Origin of the sequence: Pseudomonas sp. GGS8, from assembly GCF_024168645.1 — a bacterium.
Classification (GTDB): domain Bacteria; phylum Pseudomonadota; class Gammaproteobacteria; order Pseudomonadales; family Pseudomonadaceae; genus Aquipseudomonas.
Window position 1 is genome coordinate 5,660,847 of the sequence record NZ_JALJWF010000001.1, and the last position, 15,145, is coordinate 5,675,991.

Genomic DNA, 15,145 nt, shown 5'->3' on the forward strand with positions numbered 1-15,145 from the left:
GAAAAACCCGACAGGCAGCGCCCTGGCCGAAACAGGGGCGCGATTGTCCGGGATTCGTCAGCAGAAGCAAAGACTTAGCTGAGCAACGGTTATGCGTATCAGATTCTCTCGTAGGAGCGAGCGGACAAACTCCCACCACCTGCCGCGCTCTGATCTAGTGTTGTATCTAAGAAGCTCGCCGGTATCGCCAACGCCTGTACGGGTGCTTGCCAACCAATAGCCTATGATCGCAGACCATTGCCAATCTGCTCTGGAGTCAGCAATCTGACGCGACGTTCGAGCCCCGACACTCCGCTACCCACAGGAGCCCAGCATGACCGCAACCGTTCTGGTACTGGTTGAAACCATCAATGAATACCTGCCGATTCTCGAACATCAGGGGTTTCATTTGATCCTGGCCCCAACCCCGGCCGAGCGCGCCGCCGCCATTGCCCGACAGGGCAACCAGATCGATGCGGTGCTGACGCGTGGCCCATTGGGCCTGTATGCCAATGAAATCGCCGCCCTGCCCAACCTCAAGATCATCTGCGTGATCGGCGCCGGTTACGAACACGTCGACCTGCAGGCCGCCGTCAACCGGGGGATCACCGTGACCAACGGCGCCGGCGTCAATGCCTCCTCCGTTGCCGATCACGCCATGGCGTTGCTGCTGGCCCTGGTTCGTGACATCCCTCGGGCCGATGCTGCCGTCCGTCGGGGCGAGTGGCCGAAAATCATGCGTCCTTCGCTGTCTGGCAAACACATAGGCATCCTCGGCCTCGGTGCCGTTGGCCTCGCTATCGCCAAACGTGCCGCCAACGGCTTCGACATGAGGGTGAGTTACCACAACCGCCAACATCGCAGCGACGTGCCCTACAGCTATTGCTCGACGCCGACCGAGCTGGCACGCCATTCGGACTTTCTGATAGTTGCCACCCCAGGCGGGATCGGCACCCAGCACCTGATCAACCGGCAGGTGCTTGATGCCCTGGGGCCCAACGGCTTCCTCGTCAACATTGCCCGAGCCAGTGTGGTCGTCACGGCAGACCTGATCACCGCGCTCGAACAACGGCGAATCGCCGGTGCCGCACTGGATGTCTTCGACAACGAACCCCAGGTGCCGGACGCCCTCAAGGGGTTGGCCAATGTGATTCTGACCCCGCATGTCGCCGGCTTGTCGCCGGAGGCCACCCAAGGCACTGTCGAACTGGCCGGCAAAAACATGACGGCGTTTTTTTCCGGTCAACCGGTACTGACCCCTATTGCGTTACCGCCGCCGTCGGCAGCCACCCGGCTCAATCACTAAAGAACGCCCAACAGCGTCCAGAGTCGCCGGGATTCGGCATCGGCGCTGATCAGTTCGCCCAGCAGCTCGCTCAGGGGCTTGTTGCCCCACTCCACGCCCCGTTTGATCAGATAGGGCACCGGGCTGTGGGGTTCGGTGCGCGCCAGGTACTCGGCGATCAGCAGCAACTGCCGGTACGCCTCTTCACGATTCGCCGGTTCGCTGAACACCTGGGGCGTCGGGATAACCTCCGGCACAGCGACCGGGCTCGATGCTGCAACCACAGGCGTTTCGACGGGCGGTGCCGGGGTCGGTTTTCGTGGATGCATGGCGATGAACTCCTGAACCAGCGTCAACAACGCGTCGATTACGTCCTGCAACGCCTTGAAGCCTGGGGCCTGGTTTCCGAGAAAAGCGTCGCTCCACACCTCCAGGCGCTGCAAGTGCTGCTGGCTGAGCAACAGACTGCCCTGGCTGCGCAACCAGAATGACAACGGTGTGGCGCGAATCTGTTCAGTGAGTTTTTTCTGTTCGTTGCGCGCGTTCTCGGCCAACGTCTTGGCCGCTTTACTGTCGCTGCCCTGCACCTGTTGCACCTGCAACCGACGCCAGGCATCCAGGCAGAAGCCATCGAATTCGTGGTTGTGCGGTTCGAACAGCGGCACTCGGGTCAGCAACACTTCAGCGTAGCGTCGAGCCAGCCATTCCAGCGGTATCACCCGCCATGACTGGTCGCCGTCCTCAGCCTGTGGGTGCAGGTGTTCGGGATAGCGCTCGCATAACCCGGCCACCAGCGCCAGGCTCCCTGGCAATCCATCGAGCCCGTCCTGATGCAGCCAGGCCTCCCCCAGCCAGGCGCTGAGCATCAAATCCTTGCTGCGTTCGAGCAGCAGGCTTGTAGTCAGTTTCTCCAGTTCCGGCCACTGAGCGCGCTTGATCGACGACTGCCACACCCCCGTCGGCAAACTGGTGTCGTCCTCTCGGCGCAGTTCGCGCAACCGGTCGAACTCGGGTTCATAACGCAAATCCTGACCACAAGGGGCGTCATCGCTGATCGGCTCGAGCAGTTGCGCGATCAGTTCCGGCAACGGTGTTGAAGGTTGATTCACAGGCCCTCCTCCTCATGGGATTCAATGGCCGCGGTCGACCGCGTCACCATGAACGGTGAACGCGGGGCCCGGGTTGGCAAGGGCTGAATGGATAATGGCAATTTCGAGCCCTGGGTCATCAACGACAAGCGCACGAACATCAGGGTTTGCTCCGCAACGCTGGCCTGCGTGGTCACGGGCAGGCGCAAGGTCAACGGAAAATCCGTGTAGTCCATGTTCGGCTGGCGCTGCATCGACGCATGCGAACGCATCAAGCGCAACAGCGACCACGGACCGCTGTACTCCCAGCCCGCTTCCAGATCCCGCACCACCAGGCTCGGCTGTAACGGGTCGTTGGCCGGGCGCTGATAGCCATTTCTGGCCCAGCGCAAGGTCAGCCGGATCGGTTGGCCGACCATCCAGCGCAGGTTCTGCTGAGCCTCGCCGGGGTAGTTGATCTGTTGATTACCGGCGTTCAAGCCCCAGGCAATTACCTGATCGGCACCACGTTCTTCCTCCCGATCGGTGCGCCAGCGCACGTCCATCTCCACTCCCAGCACGCCGCTCTTGTCACGCACGAACATCGGCCCCAGCCAGGTGCTGGCTTGCTTCAGACGATTGAGAAAGTCTTCGGCGGCCAAGCGTTCCGGGGTCTGGCTCAGCACCAATCCGGCCTGCGCCACCGGCAAACGCTTGTCGATCAGTTCCAGCAAATGCTGGACCCGGGCCGGGTCGGCATCGCTGGCCTGCAGGCCATTGGCAAATGGAAAGCGCTCCGCCAGGTACTGGTTGAAATAGTTGGCCAGCTCATTCCACGCAGCCGCCGCCTGCTGCTGTTGCAGGAACTGGCAGCGTTGCATGGCGGTTTGTTGCAGATCCACGGCGCGCAATGCCAACGTTCCGCGCCCGCCGGACAGGTTGGCGGTTTGCAGGATCTGGCCACAGGACGCGACGTCCATTTCAATGAAGTCGCGGCTCACCAATTGCTCGATCTGCGCTGGCGAACTGGCGGGGTTCTGTTCTTTGTATTTGAGCAGTTCATCGTTGAGCGCACTGAACTGCGTCACACGCTCATAATCCAGCGCCGAGAGATTCTGTTGCTGGACTTTCAGCCACTCCAGTGCCGAGGTGCGGCGCTCGGTGATGCCGAGCATGGTGTTGAACTGCTGCTTGAGGCTCAGTTTCAGATCCTGCACGTCATTGGCGCCGTACAGTTGCAGGCCGAGGTTTTTCGAGCCGTCCCACTGACTGATTTCGGTGCGCCCGCTGAACAGTGGCTGGGCGACGATTTCATCGAGGCCGCCGACGATGTCCGCCAAGGCACGACGGTTCAAGGCGGTTTGCAAACGCGTGGCCAGATCGCTGCGGCGTACCTCGACAAAGGCTTTTTGCAAGGCAATCGCCTGCGAGGCCTGCACATTGAAGACACCGCTGTGGACCTGCGCACTTTGCTCGCGCAGGCTCGACAGCATGGCTTTGACCACCGCGCCTTCGGCCGCTTGCAGCAACGCGCCACGATATGCCGGGGGGATGCGCGGCAACTCTTCGGCGGCATAGCTCTTGTAGCTGGCGAAGTAGTTCAGCGCACTGTCGAGGTCGTCGCCATCAACACCGCGCCCCTGTCCATCCGGGACGTCGGACTGATCCGCCTGTAAGGCGATGGCGACAAAATCGCGCTTGAACAGCGCCTGTACCGCGTTGTTCAACTGCACCACATGCTCCTGCAAGACCAACTGCCCGCTGCCTTGCTGAATCAGCAAATTATCCCGGGCTCCGGCCTGGGTGATCCACTGGTCACGAAAGCTCTGTTGCAACTTCGACGCTTGCTGATCCAGCTGCTGTTCGACTTGTGGCCCCAGCAACGTGCTTTGGCGCACCTTGTCCATCATCGCCCGGTAACCGGGCACCAGATCCTGCCCCTTGCCCCGGCTCCACGCTGAGTTGGTCAGGCCGATCAGCGCTTGCAGGTCGTCGATCAGCGCTCGCAGGTCTTCCAGCTCGGTGAGGGAATTGCCACTGCCGACCTCCAGCCGCTCCAAGTGCAATCGCAGATAACCGGCCTGACGGACAAAGTTGTCAGCGAGAAAATACTGGTCCAGCCAGCGCTCCATGAGCCCGAGGAAATTTTCCTCGATCTGCGCGCGCTCAACAGTCAGGTCCAGCGCTTTCAACTCGCTGTTGTCGGCACCCAGCAGTGCCCGGTTGTAAAAACCGGCGCGGTGCAGAGTGCCGGCGTTGAGGTTCAGCGACAGGGCGTTGTTGCTCAGCAACACCAGGTCTTCGAGCGGCGCCTTGGTATTGTTCAGCGCCTGATTGAACCACTGGTTCTGCTGCTCCAGACTCACCGCACGCTCCACCAGCTCCGTGGCCTTGACGTAGTTTTGCCATTGGGCCGGATCTTCGCTTTCGACGTTGCCCCGTCGTTCGGTGTTGCGAATGGTCTTGAGTTGCGCCAGATCCGCGCTCAACAAATCGCGCAGCGGCAGCAACAAATGGCTGTGGGCGGTCAGGCGCAATTCGTTCTCCAACTGCGCATCCAGCGAGGAGAACCAGGAGGTCGGAAATACCACCGAGGTGAAGCGCCAGCGCGGCGCCTTCTCCAGCACCCGCCAGAAACTCTGGACGTTACGCCGGGTCGCCTCCAGCCGATGAGATTCATCCGTGACCGCCGCGTAATTTTTCTGTGCCCCTTGCATCAGGCGTGACAACTCGTGGGCATCCTTTTCCGAGTCCTGCCACACCCACAGCATGCCAGCGCCCCAGAGCAGCGCGACCACCAGCGCCACCCCACCGGTCACGCGCTGCCAGCGCTGACGCAGGCGTAACAGACGCGGCACCACCTGGGCCAGACCTCGCTCGGCGACCACCCGCCGCTGCCACAACTGCCGGGCGAAAGCGCTCTGCTGCAAGCCGGTGTCGTAGGCCGAAAACCCATCGGCGCTGTCGTCCGAGGGCTGGTTGGCGGTGAAATAAACCCCGCGAAAACGCGGCGCCTCGCCTTGCGCATTGCCCTGGAAAACCGGTTCCAGCAAGGATTGCAGATGACGCCGCAAGGCTTCGAAACGCTCCGGCAAGCCATACAGATCGACGCTCAACTGCCCGGACAAGGCGCCGATTTCGATGATCGATTCCGCCAGGGCCCGGTTGACCTGATCCAGCGCCTGATCGCTCCATTGCGCTTGCCAGACCGCATCGGGCCCGTGGGGCGAGGACCAGCCCAGTGAGCGTTCGCGAGCCTCGACCGGCAGCGCGCTGATCAACTCCTGGAAACCCGGCAACTCTTCCATGCCGGTAACGACCACGTACACCGGCAAGCTCAAACCAAAGCGTTGCAACAGATCGATGAAACGTCGACGCGCCGCCAGGCCGAGGGCCGCCGCCTGCTCGGCATTGCCCAGCCGACTGATCGGCACCGTCCAGATCACGCCGTCCAGCGGACGTTGACTGCGCAAACGCAGGATCAACCCCAGCAAGCGCCACCAGCCGCCCCGTTGCAGGTGCATGCCTTCATCCGGCAAAAACAGCGCCTGGGGCACCACCAAGACCGCCCCTTCGGGGTCCGACCACCAGCGACCGAACCAGCCCGGTTTGTCGGTGGGCTGCAAACGCCACTGGGTGCATAACTGGGTGCCCTGGGTTTCGTTGCCGAGCATCAGCAGCCATGGAATCTGGTAACGATCCTGGGTGCCCTGCTCCTGCTCCATCTGCCGCACCGCCAGGTAAAAACTGCGGATCGCCGCACCGCTTTGCGTGCGCAACCACCAGACCGCCACAGCGACAATCGCCAGCACCAACAGCACGGCGATGATGAGGCCGATAATCCCCAGCGTGCTCATGAGTCTTGCTCCGAGGTGGCCACCGAATCGGTCAATTGCAGGACCGGTTCGAGCTCCTGACGAATGTCACGCCAGAACAACTGCCCCAACCCGGTCAGCAGCAGGACCACAGCGAGAATCCCCAGGCCCAGGCGAAAACCGTCGGGCAACGAAAGCCGTACCGGCAATTGCAGCGGTGTCACCACCGAAGGCTGTTCGAGCCGGGCACTGACGTCGGCATAATCCGCCTCGTGCTGCCAGGCAAAGGTGAACAGCGCCAGGCGCCATTTTTCATGCTGAGCCTGATTCTGTTCGCCCCGCAAACGCCCCTGAAAGCCCAGCACCAGGCACTGCAAATAGACATTGGCCAGATCGCGCGTGGTGGGAATTTGCTCGTCCAGCAGTTCCTTGATCGCCAACGGTATCCGCTCACCAGCCTGACGGCTGGCGTACATCCGCGATTCCAGGGGTTTATCCTGCCAGGCCGACTGACCCGGCCATGACGTGAACAGCAAGGTTTCATCGACCAGCGCGACAAAGGCATAGACCAGCGCTTTGACGTGTTCGGTGGCGGCGTCACCGACTTTGGCAAAGGCCGTTCGCCAGAGTCGCTGGGAGATTTGCGTGGAGAGTTCGACCACCGCCTCCACCAGCGCTTCGTCTTCGCTGTCCTTGGGCAACTGGCTCCAGTCCTGGGACCATTGCTGCCAGGCCTGGCGAAAAGCACTGCTCAGCGGCGCTTCGTTCAGGCCTCGTGTACCTGTCCCGGTAGTTCCCTCAGACATATGACGTTCCTTCCTTGATCAAGCACTCTCACTCGCCTGGGCCACAAACAACACCACTTGCCATGGACTGCTGGCCAGCCTGGAAGCCGGTGCGGCAATCAACAACGGCAACTGCCCGTTGAACCATTGGCCCTCGGCCGTCACCACGAACAACCGCGTATCGTCGCCGACGCCGTAAGCCACTTGTTCATTGCGACTCATGGCCTCATGGGACAAACCGCTCATACGCTGACGGCTGAGCAACGGGATGTGCGGCTGCGATGCGATGATCGCCCCGCGTAGCCATTCGCTGGCGGCCTGCTCACTGGCACCGTTGGGCATGCGCAACCCGATGACCAGCCGTTGGCTGGGTTGGTCGTCGGGCAATTGAATCGAGAAGGACTGTTCGTTGCGTTCGAACGCCAGGCTGCGATAACCGGCGCGGATCAGTTCGAGGGTCTTTTCCAGCCAATCGAGCACCGTTTCATAGCCGCGCTGCAGCTCCAGAAAATCCAGCGGAGCGAACGCCGGAACCCCGGCCAACGGATCGAGCGCCGACCAGGCGCCGGCCAGCCCGAGCAGTAAGCCATACAGCGCCTGCGGCGTGGCCACGCGACTGTTCAGCAGGCCTTCGACTTCCGGCAGCCGCGCCCACAGCGCCGTCAACTGGCGCCGAATTTCCATCGCGTCGTCCTGATTGCCGGCCTGCTGCGCCTGGCGCAAACGACCGGCGAGGAACATGCATTTCTCCCGCGCCCTGGCGCACAGCCCCGCCACGCGCCGGCCCACCAACGATTCGGGCAACAGGCATGGCGTCGGCGGTGTGTAAGGCAACGCAAGAAAACCGCCGCCCTCCTTGCGAATTCTCAGCAGCGGCAGGCAGACGGAATCCGCCTTGTTCAGTTGCGTGCACAAACGCGGATTCGGACGCCAGACCGTGATCGACTCGGGGTACTCGCCGCTGGTGAGATCCGGCAATGCGTCGCCGACCACCGACTGCAATCGCCCCTTGAGCGGCAGCAACTGACCGGCGCGCCACAGCGGGCTGACCGCCAGGTACACGGTGACGGTGGCGTTGTCCGTGGCGTCGATCGCTTCACTGACGTCGAGCTCCAGCATCGGCCCGACACCGGCCTGCAGATTGACCGGCAAACCGTCCGGCAACGTCGCCTGCAAATTGAGCAGGCGCACCAGCCCGGCGCTCAGTGCCGAGGGATCGAATTCGACGCGGGTCACGCCCCAGAACCACGGATTACACGCCTGGGCGAAATGCGCCACCAACGCCTCGGCCCGCAGCCCTTGCAACTGAAAATGTTGGGGCAGCAACTGCATGCCCTCATGCCAGCAAACCGCGTCAGGTAGCAGACTCATACGATTCCCTTCGACCTCTTGTGGTGCCTGACTTGAACATCAGCCCTTGTGGGAGCAATCCTGTGGCGAGGGGGCTTGCCCCCGTTGGGTTGCGAAGCAGCCCCAAAATCGCTGATGCACCAACAATCTTGTGAGTGCTACGCACTCAAACGGGGCGGTGCGGCGTTCCGACAAGCCCCCTCGCCACAGAGCCCCCTCGCCACAATCCTGTGTTCAGTTCGGGTGATCGCTGACCAGCGTCATCTCGCGACTGTCGAACTTGAGCCAGGCGTTGCTTTGATCGTCCAGCCGCAACCGGTGTGCTCCGGGAGTGGTATAGCTGGCGAAGACTAAAAGTCCAGCCGCCCGCTTGCCCCCCAACGGAAAGGGTTGTTTGTCGATGAATTGACCGGGCACCAGCTCCAGTCCCCAGACCGTCATCAGCTGTCGGTAGTCGCGCTGATACTGCTCGCGTTCGGCGAACCACTGACGGGCGGTGATGCCCGACAACTGCTTGAGCAGGTCCGCGTCGTTCACCGCAATGAAGTCCACCGCAATCGGCGTGTCATCGTTGGCGCGGGGCGCGACGTCCAGCGTCAGGTTATCGAGATCGACGCGAGGCCCGAACAACGAACATCCGGCGAGTGACAGGAGCACAAGCAAAGAAAAAAGACGTGCGTACAAAATGAATTTTCCTTTTCTCGACACGGTCCAAAAACGTTTTTTGTTTGCTTTTTTATAGACCTGTTCTAGCGTCTTGGGTAGTTCGGTCGGCACGACGAATGTGGAAGGTTCGTCAAAGGAATGACAGGTCCTCTGCCCTCCCTTTCTAACCTACGGTCCAGTAAGGGAATGCGATGAAACGGGCCTCCCGATGCATTGCACCCGCCTCATGCATCGGAGTCAGCCACCATGGCAGAAAGTACTCAGCACAAGCTAGACAGGGTTCGCCCACCCCGGGTGCAAATCACCTACGACGTCGAAATCGGCAACGCGATCGAGAAGAAAGAACTGCCGCTGGTTGTCGGTATTCTTGCCGACCTCTCCGGCAAGCCTCTCGAACCACTCCCGAAATTGAATGAACGGCGTTTCACCGAAATCGACCGCGACAACTTCAATGAAGTCCTCGCCTCGATCGGCCCACGCGCCACCTTGCAGGTCAACAACACCCTCAGCGGCGACGGCAGCAAACTCAACATCGAACTCAACTTCAAACACATCGACGACTTCGATCCGGTCAAGGTGGTCGAGCAGGTCACTCCGCTGCGGCGCCTGTTCGAAGCGCGCCAGCGTCTGCGCGATCTGCTGACCAAGCTCGATGGCAACGATGATCTGGACAAGCTGCTGCGTGACGTCATTGCCAACACCGAGGGACTGCAAGAGATCAAGTCGGCTCGTCCGGACACCGCCGCCCCCGCTCCTGCTGGCGACAGCGAAGCACCGGCTGAACCGCAAGCCTGATCGCTCATCCACCCAGGGAGAATTTGCCATGCCCGCCTCATCCGCCGCCCAGACCCAAGCCAGTGACAGTACGACCGAGACCTTGTCCCTGCTCGACCAAATAATCGCCAAAGGCCGCATGGCCCATGACGACAGCCAGCAGGATTACGCCCGCGACATGCTCGCGGAATTCGCCACCCAGGTCCTCGACGAAGGCATGGCCATCGACAAGGACACCGTGGCGATGATCAACGACCGCATCAGCCAGATCGACGAGCTGATCAGCGCTCAACTGAACGAAGTGTTGCACCACCCGGATCTGCAGAAACTCGAAGCCTCCTGGCGCGGCCTGCACCTGCTGGTGAAGAACACCGAGACCAGCTCCCGGCTGAAGCTGCGCCTGCTCAACGTGGCTCAAAAAGAGCTGCAGAACGACCTGGAAAAAGCCGTCGAGTTCGACCAGAGCGCGCTGTTCAAGAAGATCTACGAAGAGGAATACGGCACCTTCGGCGGCCACCCCTTCAGCCTGCTGGTGGGTGACTACACCTTCGGCCGGCACCCGCAAGACATTGGCCTGCTGGAGAAACTGTCGAACGTCGCGGCGGCCGCTCATGCGCCGTTCATTGCCGCAGCCAGCCCACGGCTGTTCGACATGAACAGCTTCACCGAACTGGCGGTGCCACGGGATCTGTCGAAAGTGTTTGAGAGCCAGGAGCTGATCAAGTGGCGCTCGTTCCGTGAAAGTGAAGATTCGCGCTACGTATCGCTGGTGCTGCCGCACTTCTTGCTGCGCCTGCCCTACGGCCCTGACACATCGCCGGTGGAAGGCATCAACTACGTCGAAGACGTCAACGGCAGTGACCACGGCAAATACCTGTGGGGCAATGCCGCGTGGGCCTTGTCGCAACGGATCACCGAAGCCTTCGCCAAATACGGCTGGTGCGCGGCGATTCGCGGTGCCGAAGGCGGTGGTGCGGTGGAAGGCCTGCCGGCCCATACCTTCCGCACAACTTCCGGCGACCTGTCGCTCAAATGCCCGACCGAAGTGGCGATCACCGACCGTCGCGAGAAAGAACTCAACGACCTCGGCTTCATCGCCCTGTGCCACAAGAAAAACAGCGACGTGGCAGTGTTCTTCGGCGGCCAGACCACCAACAAGTCCAAGGTCTACAACACCAACGAGGCGAACGCCAACGCGCGGATTTCGGCGATGCTGCCGTACGTGCTCGCGGCCTCGCGTTTCGCGCATTACCTGAAGGTGATCATGCGCGACAAAGTCGGCAGCTTCATGACCCGCGACAACGTGCAGACCTACCTCAACAACTGGATCGCCGACTACGTGCTGATCAACGACAACGCGCCGCAAGAAATCAAGGCGCAGTACCCGTTGCGCGAAGCCCGGGTGGATGTGACCGAAGTCGCCGGCAAGCCGGGTGCCTACAAGGCCACGGTGTTCCTGCGGCCGCACTTTCAGCTTGAGGAGCTGACCGCGTCGATCCGCCTGGTCGCGACCCTGCCGCCACCGGCAGCCGCCTGACTCTGTGGCGAGGGGGCTTGCCCCCGTTGGACTGTGCAGCAGTCCCCTTCAAGGGCCGCTACGCGCCCCAACGGGGGCAAGCCCCCTCGCCACAGGTCCACTGTTCGACTCGATAGCCCATTTGCCTAATGTGAGTTTATTCAGGAGTTTCATGCGATGGATGCAATCATTCTCGACCTCGGCGGCGACATCAAAGGCGATAGCCTGCTTGAGGGTTACAAGGACAAGATCGAAATCATGTCCTACAGCCACAACGTGGCGATGCAGGTGACCAACGACGTCAGCAACTCGGAGCGCACCTCCGGCAAGCCGCACATCGGCGAGTTCACCCTGACCAAATTCGTCGACAGCTCGACGCCCTCCCTCAACGAATATTGCTGCGCCGGCAAACCGATCCCCGAAGCCAAGATCACCATCGGCCGTAACGCCGCCGAAGGCAGCGGTCAGCTGATGCCGTTCATCATCTACACCCTGACCAACGTGGTGCTGTCCAACGTCAGCGTCAGTGGTGGTACGGGTGGCAAACCGGTGGAAACCATTTCCCTGAACTTCACCAAGATCAAGTGGGAGCTCACCGCCCAGAAAGACGACGGCACCAAGGAAGGCACGGCCGCCTCGACCTGGGACATGGCCGCCAACAAACTCATCAAAGCCAAGTAAGCGGACGCGTCGGTCATGGCAGGCACCGGCATGCTCCCACCGTTATTCGAGCGCCTCGCCGCAAGCGAGGTCGACACCGTGCAGGTGTTCGATCGCCAGGGGCTGCTCGACTCGGTGCACACGGAGTTGCTGCGCCTGTTCAATACCCGACGCGGCTCACGTCCACTGACCTCCCCGCCGAGCATTCTCGACTACGGCATCGCTGACTGGACCGCCTTGCAACAGCAGCGCAGCGATGACCGTCGTCAGTTGGCGCGGGAAGTCCGCGAGGCGATCACCCATTTCGAACCGCGCCTGCAACTGGGCGAAGTTCAGGTCAATCCGGTCCCCGACCATCCGCAGCAACTGAGCATTCGGCTAGTGGGCGAGTTGCGCAGCGGCCAGCAGCACTGGCCCGTGGCATTTGTCATCGAGAAGGCCAGCCATGGTCTTGAGGTGCGTCATGAGCGACTCGATTGACCCGCAACTGCTCGACTACTACCAACGCGAACTGACCTGGCTACGGCACGCCGGGAGTATTTTTGCCGAGCGTTATCCCAAGGTCGCCAGACGCCTGGAACTGTCCCCCGGTGAATGCCCCGACCCGCATGTCGAACGCCTGCTCGAAGGTTTCGCCTTGCTCGCCGCGCGCTTGCAACGGCGGCTCGATGACGACTACGCCGAATTCAGCGACGCCTTGCTCGAACAGCTTTACCCGTTGGCCATGCGGCCGCTGCCGTCCTGCGCGATCGTGCAGTTCGAGCCGGACCCGAGCAAGGGCAACCTGAACGATGGTTATCCGTTGCCACGGGACACACCGCTCTTCGTCACCACTGCCAAAGGTGAAAGCATCCACTTTCGCACCAGCGCCGCGGTTCGATTGTGGCCGGTGGAAATCAACGAAGCGTTGCTGCTGGGTAGCGACGAAGCCCAGGCCCTGACCGGTGTGGCGCAAGCGCGCTCGGCCCTGCGCCTGAGCCTGCGTTGCCTGGGTGAAAGCCAGTGGTCGACGCTGGCCATCAAACAATTGCGCGTGCACCTGGCCGCCTCGCCGGTGATCAACGCCTGCCTGTATGACCTGCTCGGTGCCCACGCCGTGAAGGTGCTGGCCGGACCGGCCGGCAGTGTGCCGGTCGCGCTGACCGGGTTGCCGCAGATCGTCGGCTTTGCCAGCGACGAAGTGCTGTTGCCGGACGAGGACGGCGTGCATCCCGGGATGCGCCTGCTCGCCGAGTACTTTGCCTTCCCGGACAAATTCAACTTCTTCGACATTCCATTGGCCGGCGCCGCCAGCGACAGCCAGACGCTGTACCTGTACATCGTCTTCGACCGCGCCCCGGCCAGCCGCCTGCACCTTCAGGCCAGCGACATCGCCCTGGGCTGCGCGCCGGTGATCAACCTGTTTCCGCGAACCTCGGAGCCACTGCGCCCGGACGGCACCCGCAGCGAGTATCGTCTGGTCGCCGATAGCCACCGGGAAAACAGCGTCGAGATCCACAGTATCCGCGCCATGCGCGCCAGCTCAAGCCAAGGCGTGCAACGGGTGCCGGCGTATTACGGCAGCCAGCATGGCGGCACCGACAAACAGTGCTACTGGCATGCGCGTCGGGTCAACGGCATGACCCCGAATCGGCTGGGCACCGACCTGATGGTGAGCCTGGTCGATACCCGACTCGATCCGCTGACCGAGGCCAGCGAATACAGCCTCACCGCCGAACTGCTGTGCACCAACCGGCACCTCGCCCAGAGCCTGCCGGCCGGCACGCCACTGGGTTTCGAACGACCGGGGCCGGTGGCTTGGGCGCGTTTGCGTAACCCGCCCAGCCCGCAGAGTTTGCCGCGACTGGACGGCGAATCCCGCTGGCGGCTGGTGTCGCAACTGACCCTCAATCATTTGTCACTGGTCGAGGGGCCGCAAGCGCTGGATGCCCTCAAGGAAATCCTCCAGTTGCACAACCTGCGCGACGAGGCCAGCGCCTTGCGGCAGATCGACGGCTTGTTAAGCCTCGGCTGCGAACGGGTAATCGCCCATGTCGGTGAAGATGCGTGGCGCGGCTGGCGCAATGGGTTGGAAGTTCAGCTGCAACTCGATCCGCAGCATTTCGTCGGCAGCAGCGCGGTGTTGTTCTCAGCAGTGCTGGCGCAGTTCTTTTCACTCTATGCCACCGCCAATCGCTTCGTGCGCACGGCTCTGGTCCAGTCAGACAAGGAGGTCAAGACATGGCAACCCCAAGCCGGCATGCCGCTGTCCCTCTGAGCCTGAGCCAGAAGCTGCGACGCGATCCGCAGGCGTTCGAGTTGTTGCAGGCATTGCTGCTGCTGGAACGCGAACACCCGCAAGCCGAATCCCTGGGCAGCGGCACCGCGCCTCAAGCGGAAGCCTTGCGCCTGCGCGGGCCGTTGACGCCACTGTTTTCCGCCAGCGAAATCGAAAGCCTGACTCAGGACGCGGGCCAGCCACCGACACTCACAACGCCAGTGTTTGGCCTGGGCGGACCGGACGGTCCCCTGCCCTACGCCTATCAGGAATGGCTGCAACAACGCGCCCGCGCCAAGGATCATGCACCGGCCGAGTTCCTCGACCTGTTCCAGCATCGCTTGCTCAGCCTGCTGTACAAGGTGATGCGCAAACACCGGATTGCGGTCGGCTTCACCGTTCCCGGCGCGTCGCCGGTACAGGCGCAACTGCGGGCGCTGACCGGGTTATTGCCCAAAGCCTTGCAGGAACGGCAGGCCGTACCCGACTCCGCGGTACTGGCGTGCAGTGCGCTGTTTGCTGACGGTCGTCGTTCGCTGGCCGGCTTCGCCGCGATCGTGCGCGAGCACTTCGAACTGCCGGTAGAGCTCAGTGCCTATGAAGGTGCCTGGCGGGAGATTCCGCCGGCCAGCCGCAGTCGCCTGCAACCGGGTGGGCGCAATCTGCAACTGGGGCGCAGCGCCGTGGCCGGCACCCGGGTCTGGGATGAACACGCCGGCATCCGCCTGACCCTCGGCCCGCTGACCTCGGCGCAGGCGGCGCGGTTTCTGCCGGACGGTGAAGCCCATCCGGCGCTGGCCAGTCTCAGTGCGCTGTATTTCGGCCCCGACCTGGATTGCACACTGGTGCTGTTGGTGCGCGGTGCCAACCCGATGAAACTCGCTCGCCAGGCCCCGCCCTCGCTCAGTTGGAACGGCGGCCTGCAACGCCAGGCCAGCCTTGCCGTGCAACGGATTGAAACCCGCCTTCGCCAGCTGGAGATCACCTGAAC

At 62.2% G+C, this 15,145-nt stretch carries 12 protein-coding genes; 7 read left to right on the plus strand and 5 right to left on the minus strand.

Features of this window, described 5'->3' with window-relative positions; translation table 11 throughout:
- Window positions 1-313: 313 nt before the first annotated feature.
- Window positions 314-1,285, plus strand: a complete 972-nt coding sequence (locus tag J3D54_RS25160; protein WP_253424125.1) for a 2-hydroxyacid dehydrogenase — start codon at window positions 314-316, stop codon at window positions 1,283-1,285.
- Here the strand turns inward: J3D54_RS25160 and tssA are convergent.
- The 5 genes from tssA to J3D54_RS25185 form a co-directional block, all read right to left on the minus strand.
- Window positions 1,282-2,373, minus strand: coding sequence for a type VI secretion system protein TssA (gene tssA, locus J3D54_RS25165; protein WP_253424128.1), 1,092 nt, complete (start codon window positions 2,371-2,373; stop codon window positions 1,282-1,284). The genes J3D54_RS25160 and tssA overlap by 4 nt on opposite strands.
- The gene (locus J3D54_RS25170; protein WP_253424131.1) at window positions 2,370-6,188 is read right to left on the minus strand and encodes a type VI secretion protein IcmF/TssM N-terminal domain-containing protein; all 3,819 of its coding nucleotides are present in this window, start codon (window positions 6,186-6,188) and stop codon (window positions 2,370-2,372) included. The genes tssA and J3D54_RS25170 overlap by 4 nt, the downstream gene beginning before the upstream one ends.
- The gene (locus J3D54_RS25175; protein WP_253424134.1) at window positions 6,185-6,952 is read right to left on the minus strand and encodes a DotU family type IV/VI secretion system protein; all 768 of its coding nucleotides are present in this window, start codon (window positions 6,950-6,952) and stop codon (window positions 6,185-6,187) included. Before J3D54_RS25175 ends, J3D54_RS25170 begins: the two co-directional genes overlap by 4 nt.
- 18 nt (window positions 6,953-6,970) lie before the next feature.
- Complete coding sequence (gene tssK / locus J3D54_RS25180) at window positions 6,971-8,302, minus strand: type VI secretion system baseplate subunit TssK (protein ID WP_253424137.1); 1,332 nt, start codon at window positions 8,300-8,302, stop codon at window positions 6,971-6,973.
- Window positions 8,303-8,515: 213 nt separating this feature from the next.
- Complete coding sequence (locus J3D54_RS25185; RefSeq protein ID WP_253424139.1) at window positions 8,516-8,965, minus strand: type VI secretion protein; 450 nt, start codon at window positions 8,963-8,965, stop codon at window positions 8,516-8,518.
- Window positions 8,966-9,193: 228 nt separating this feature from the next.
- Here J3D54_RS25185 and tssB point away from each other — a divergent pair, with 228 nt between their 5' ends.
- The 6 genes from tssB to tssG all read left to right on the plus strand — a co-directional run bounded on the left by tssB (window position 9,194) and on the right by tssG (window position 15,143).
- Entirely contained in the window at window positions 9,194-9,742 is a 549-nt protein-coding gene (gene tssB, locus J3D54_RS25190) for a type VI secretion system contractile sheath small subunit (RefSeq protein ID WP_007937708.1), read from the plus strand.
- 28 nt (window positions 9,743-9,770) lie between these two features.
- Window positions 9,771-11,258 (plus strand): type VI secretion system contractile sheath large subunit, encoded by a 1,488-nt coding sequence (tssC, locus tag J3D54_RS25195; protein WP_253424142.1) that lies wholly within the window; start codon window positions 9,771-9,773, stop codon window positions 11,256-11,258.
- Window positions 11,259-11,414: 156 nt separating this feature from the next.
- On the plus strand, window positions 11,415-11,918 hold the full coding sequence (locus J3D54_RS25200; protein ID WP_253424145.1) for an Hcp family type VI secretion system effector: 504 nt from the start codon (window positions 11,415-11,417) through the stop codon (window positions 11,916-11,918).
- A gap of 15 nt (window positions 11,919-11,933) precedes the next feature.
- Complete coding sequence (gene tssE / locus J3D54_RS25205) at window positions 11,934-12,377, plus strand: type VI secretion system baseplate subunit TssE (RefSeq protein WP_253424148.1); 444 nt, start codon at window positions 11,934-11,936, stop codon at window positions 12,375-12,377.
- Window positions 12,361-14,154: a type VI secretion system baseplate subunit TssF gene (gene tssF / locus J3D54_RS25210; protein ID WP_253424151.1), complete on the plus strand. Its 1,794-nt coding sequence runs from the start codon at window positions 12,361-12,363 to the stop codon at window positions 14,152-14,154. Before tssE ends, tssF begins: the two co-directional genes overlap by 17 nt.
- Window positions 14,118-15,143: a type VI secretion system baseplate subunit TssG gene (gene tssG, locus J3D54_RS25215; protein ID WP_253424155.1), complete on the plus strand. Its 1,026-nt coding sequence runs from the start codon at window positions 14,118-14,120 to the stop codon at window positions 15,141-15,143. Before tssF ends, tssG begins: the two co-directional genes overlap by 37 nt.
- Window positions 15,144-15,145: the final 2 nt, after the last annotated feature.

What these genes read in the sequence shown, in the direction of transcription:
- J3D54_RS25200 (WP_253424145.1), top strand. Translation starts at nt 11,415, where the DNA reads ATGGATGCAATCATTCTCGACCTCGGCGGCGACATCAAAGGCGATAGC.
- tssE (WP_253424148.1), top strand. Translation starts at nt 11,934, where the DNA reads ATGGCAGGCACCGGCATGCTCCCACCGTTATTCGAGCGCCTCGCCGCA.
- tssC (WP_253424142.1), top strand. Translation starts at nt 9,771, where the DNA reads ATGCCCGCCTCATCCGCCGCCCAGACCCAAGCCAGTGACAGTACGACC.
- J3D54_RS25160 (WP_253424125.1), top strand. Translation starts at nt 314, where the DNA reads ATGACCGCAACCGTTCTGGTACTGGTTGAAACCATCAATGAATACCTG.
- J3D54_RS25175 (WP_253424134.1), bottom strand. Translation starts at nt 6,952, where the DNA reads ATGTCTGAGGGAACTACCGGGACAGGTACACGAGGCCTGAACGAAGCG.
- tssG (WP_253424155.1), top strand. Translation starts at nt 14,118, where the DNA reads ATGGCAACCCCAAGCCGGCATGCCGCTGTCCCTCTGAGCCTGAGCCAG.
- tssK (WP_253424137.1), bottom strand. Translation starts at nt 8,302, where the DNA reads ATGAGTCTGCTACCTGACGCGGTTTGCTGGCATGAGGGCATGCAGTTG.
- J3D54_RS25170 (WP_253424131.1), bottom strand. Translation starts at nt 6,188, where the DNA reads ATGAGCACGCTGGGGATTATCGGCCTCATCATCGCCGTGCTGTTGGTG.
- tssF (WP_253424151.1), top strand. Translation starts at nt 12,361, where the DNA reads ATGAGCGACTCGATTGACCCGCAACTGCTCGACTACTACCAACGCGAA.
- tssB (WP_007937708.1), top strand. Translation starts at nt 9,194, where the DNA reads ATGGCAGAAAGTACTCAGCACAAGCTAGACAGGGTTCGCCCACCCCGG.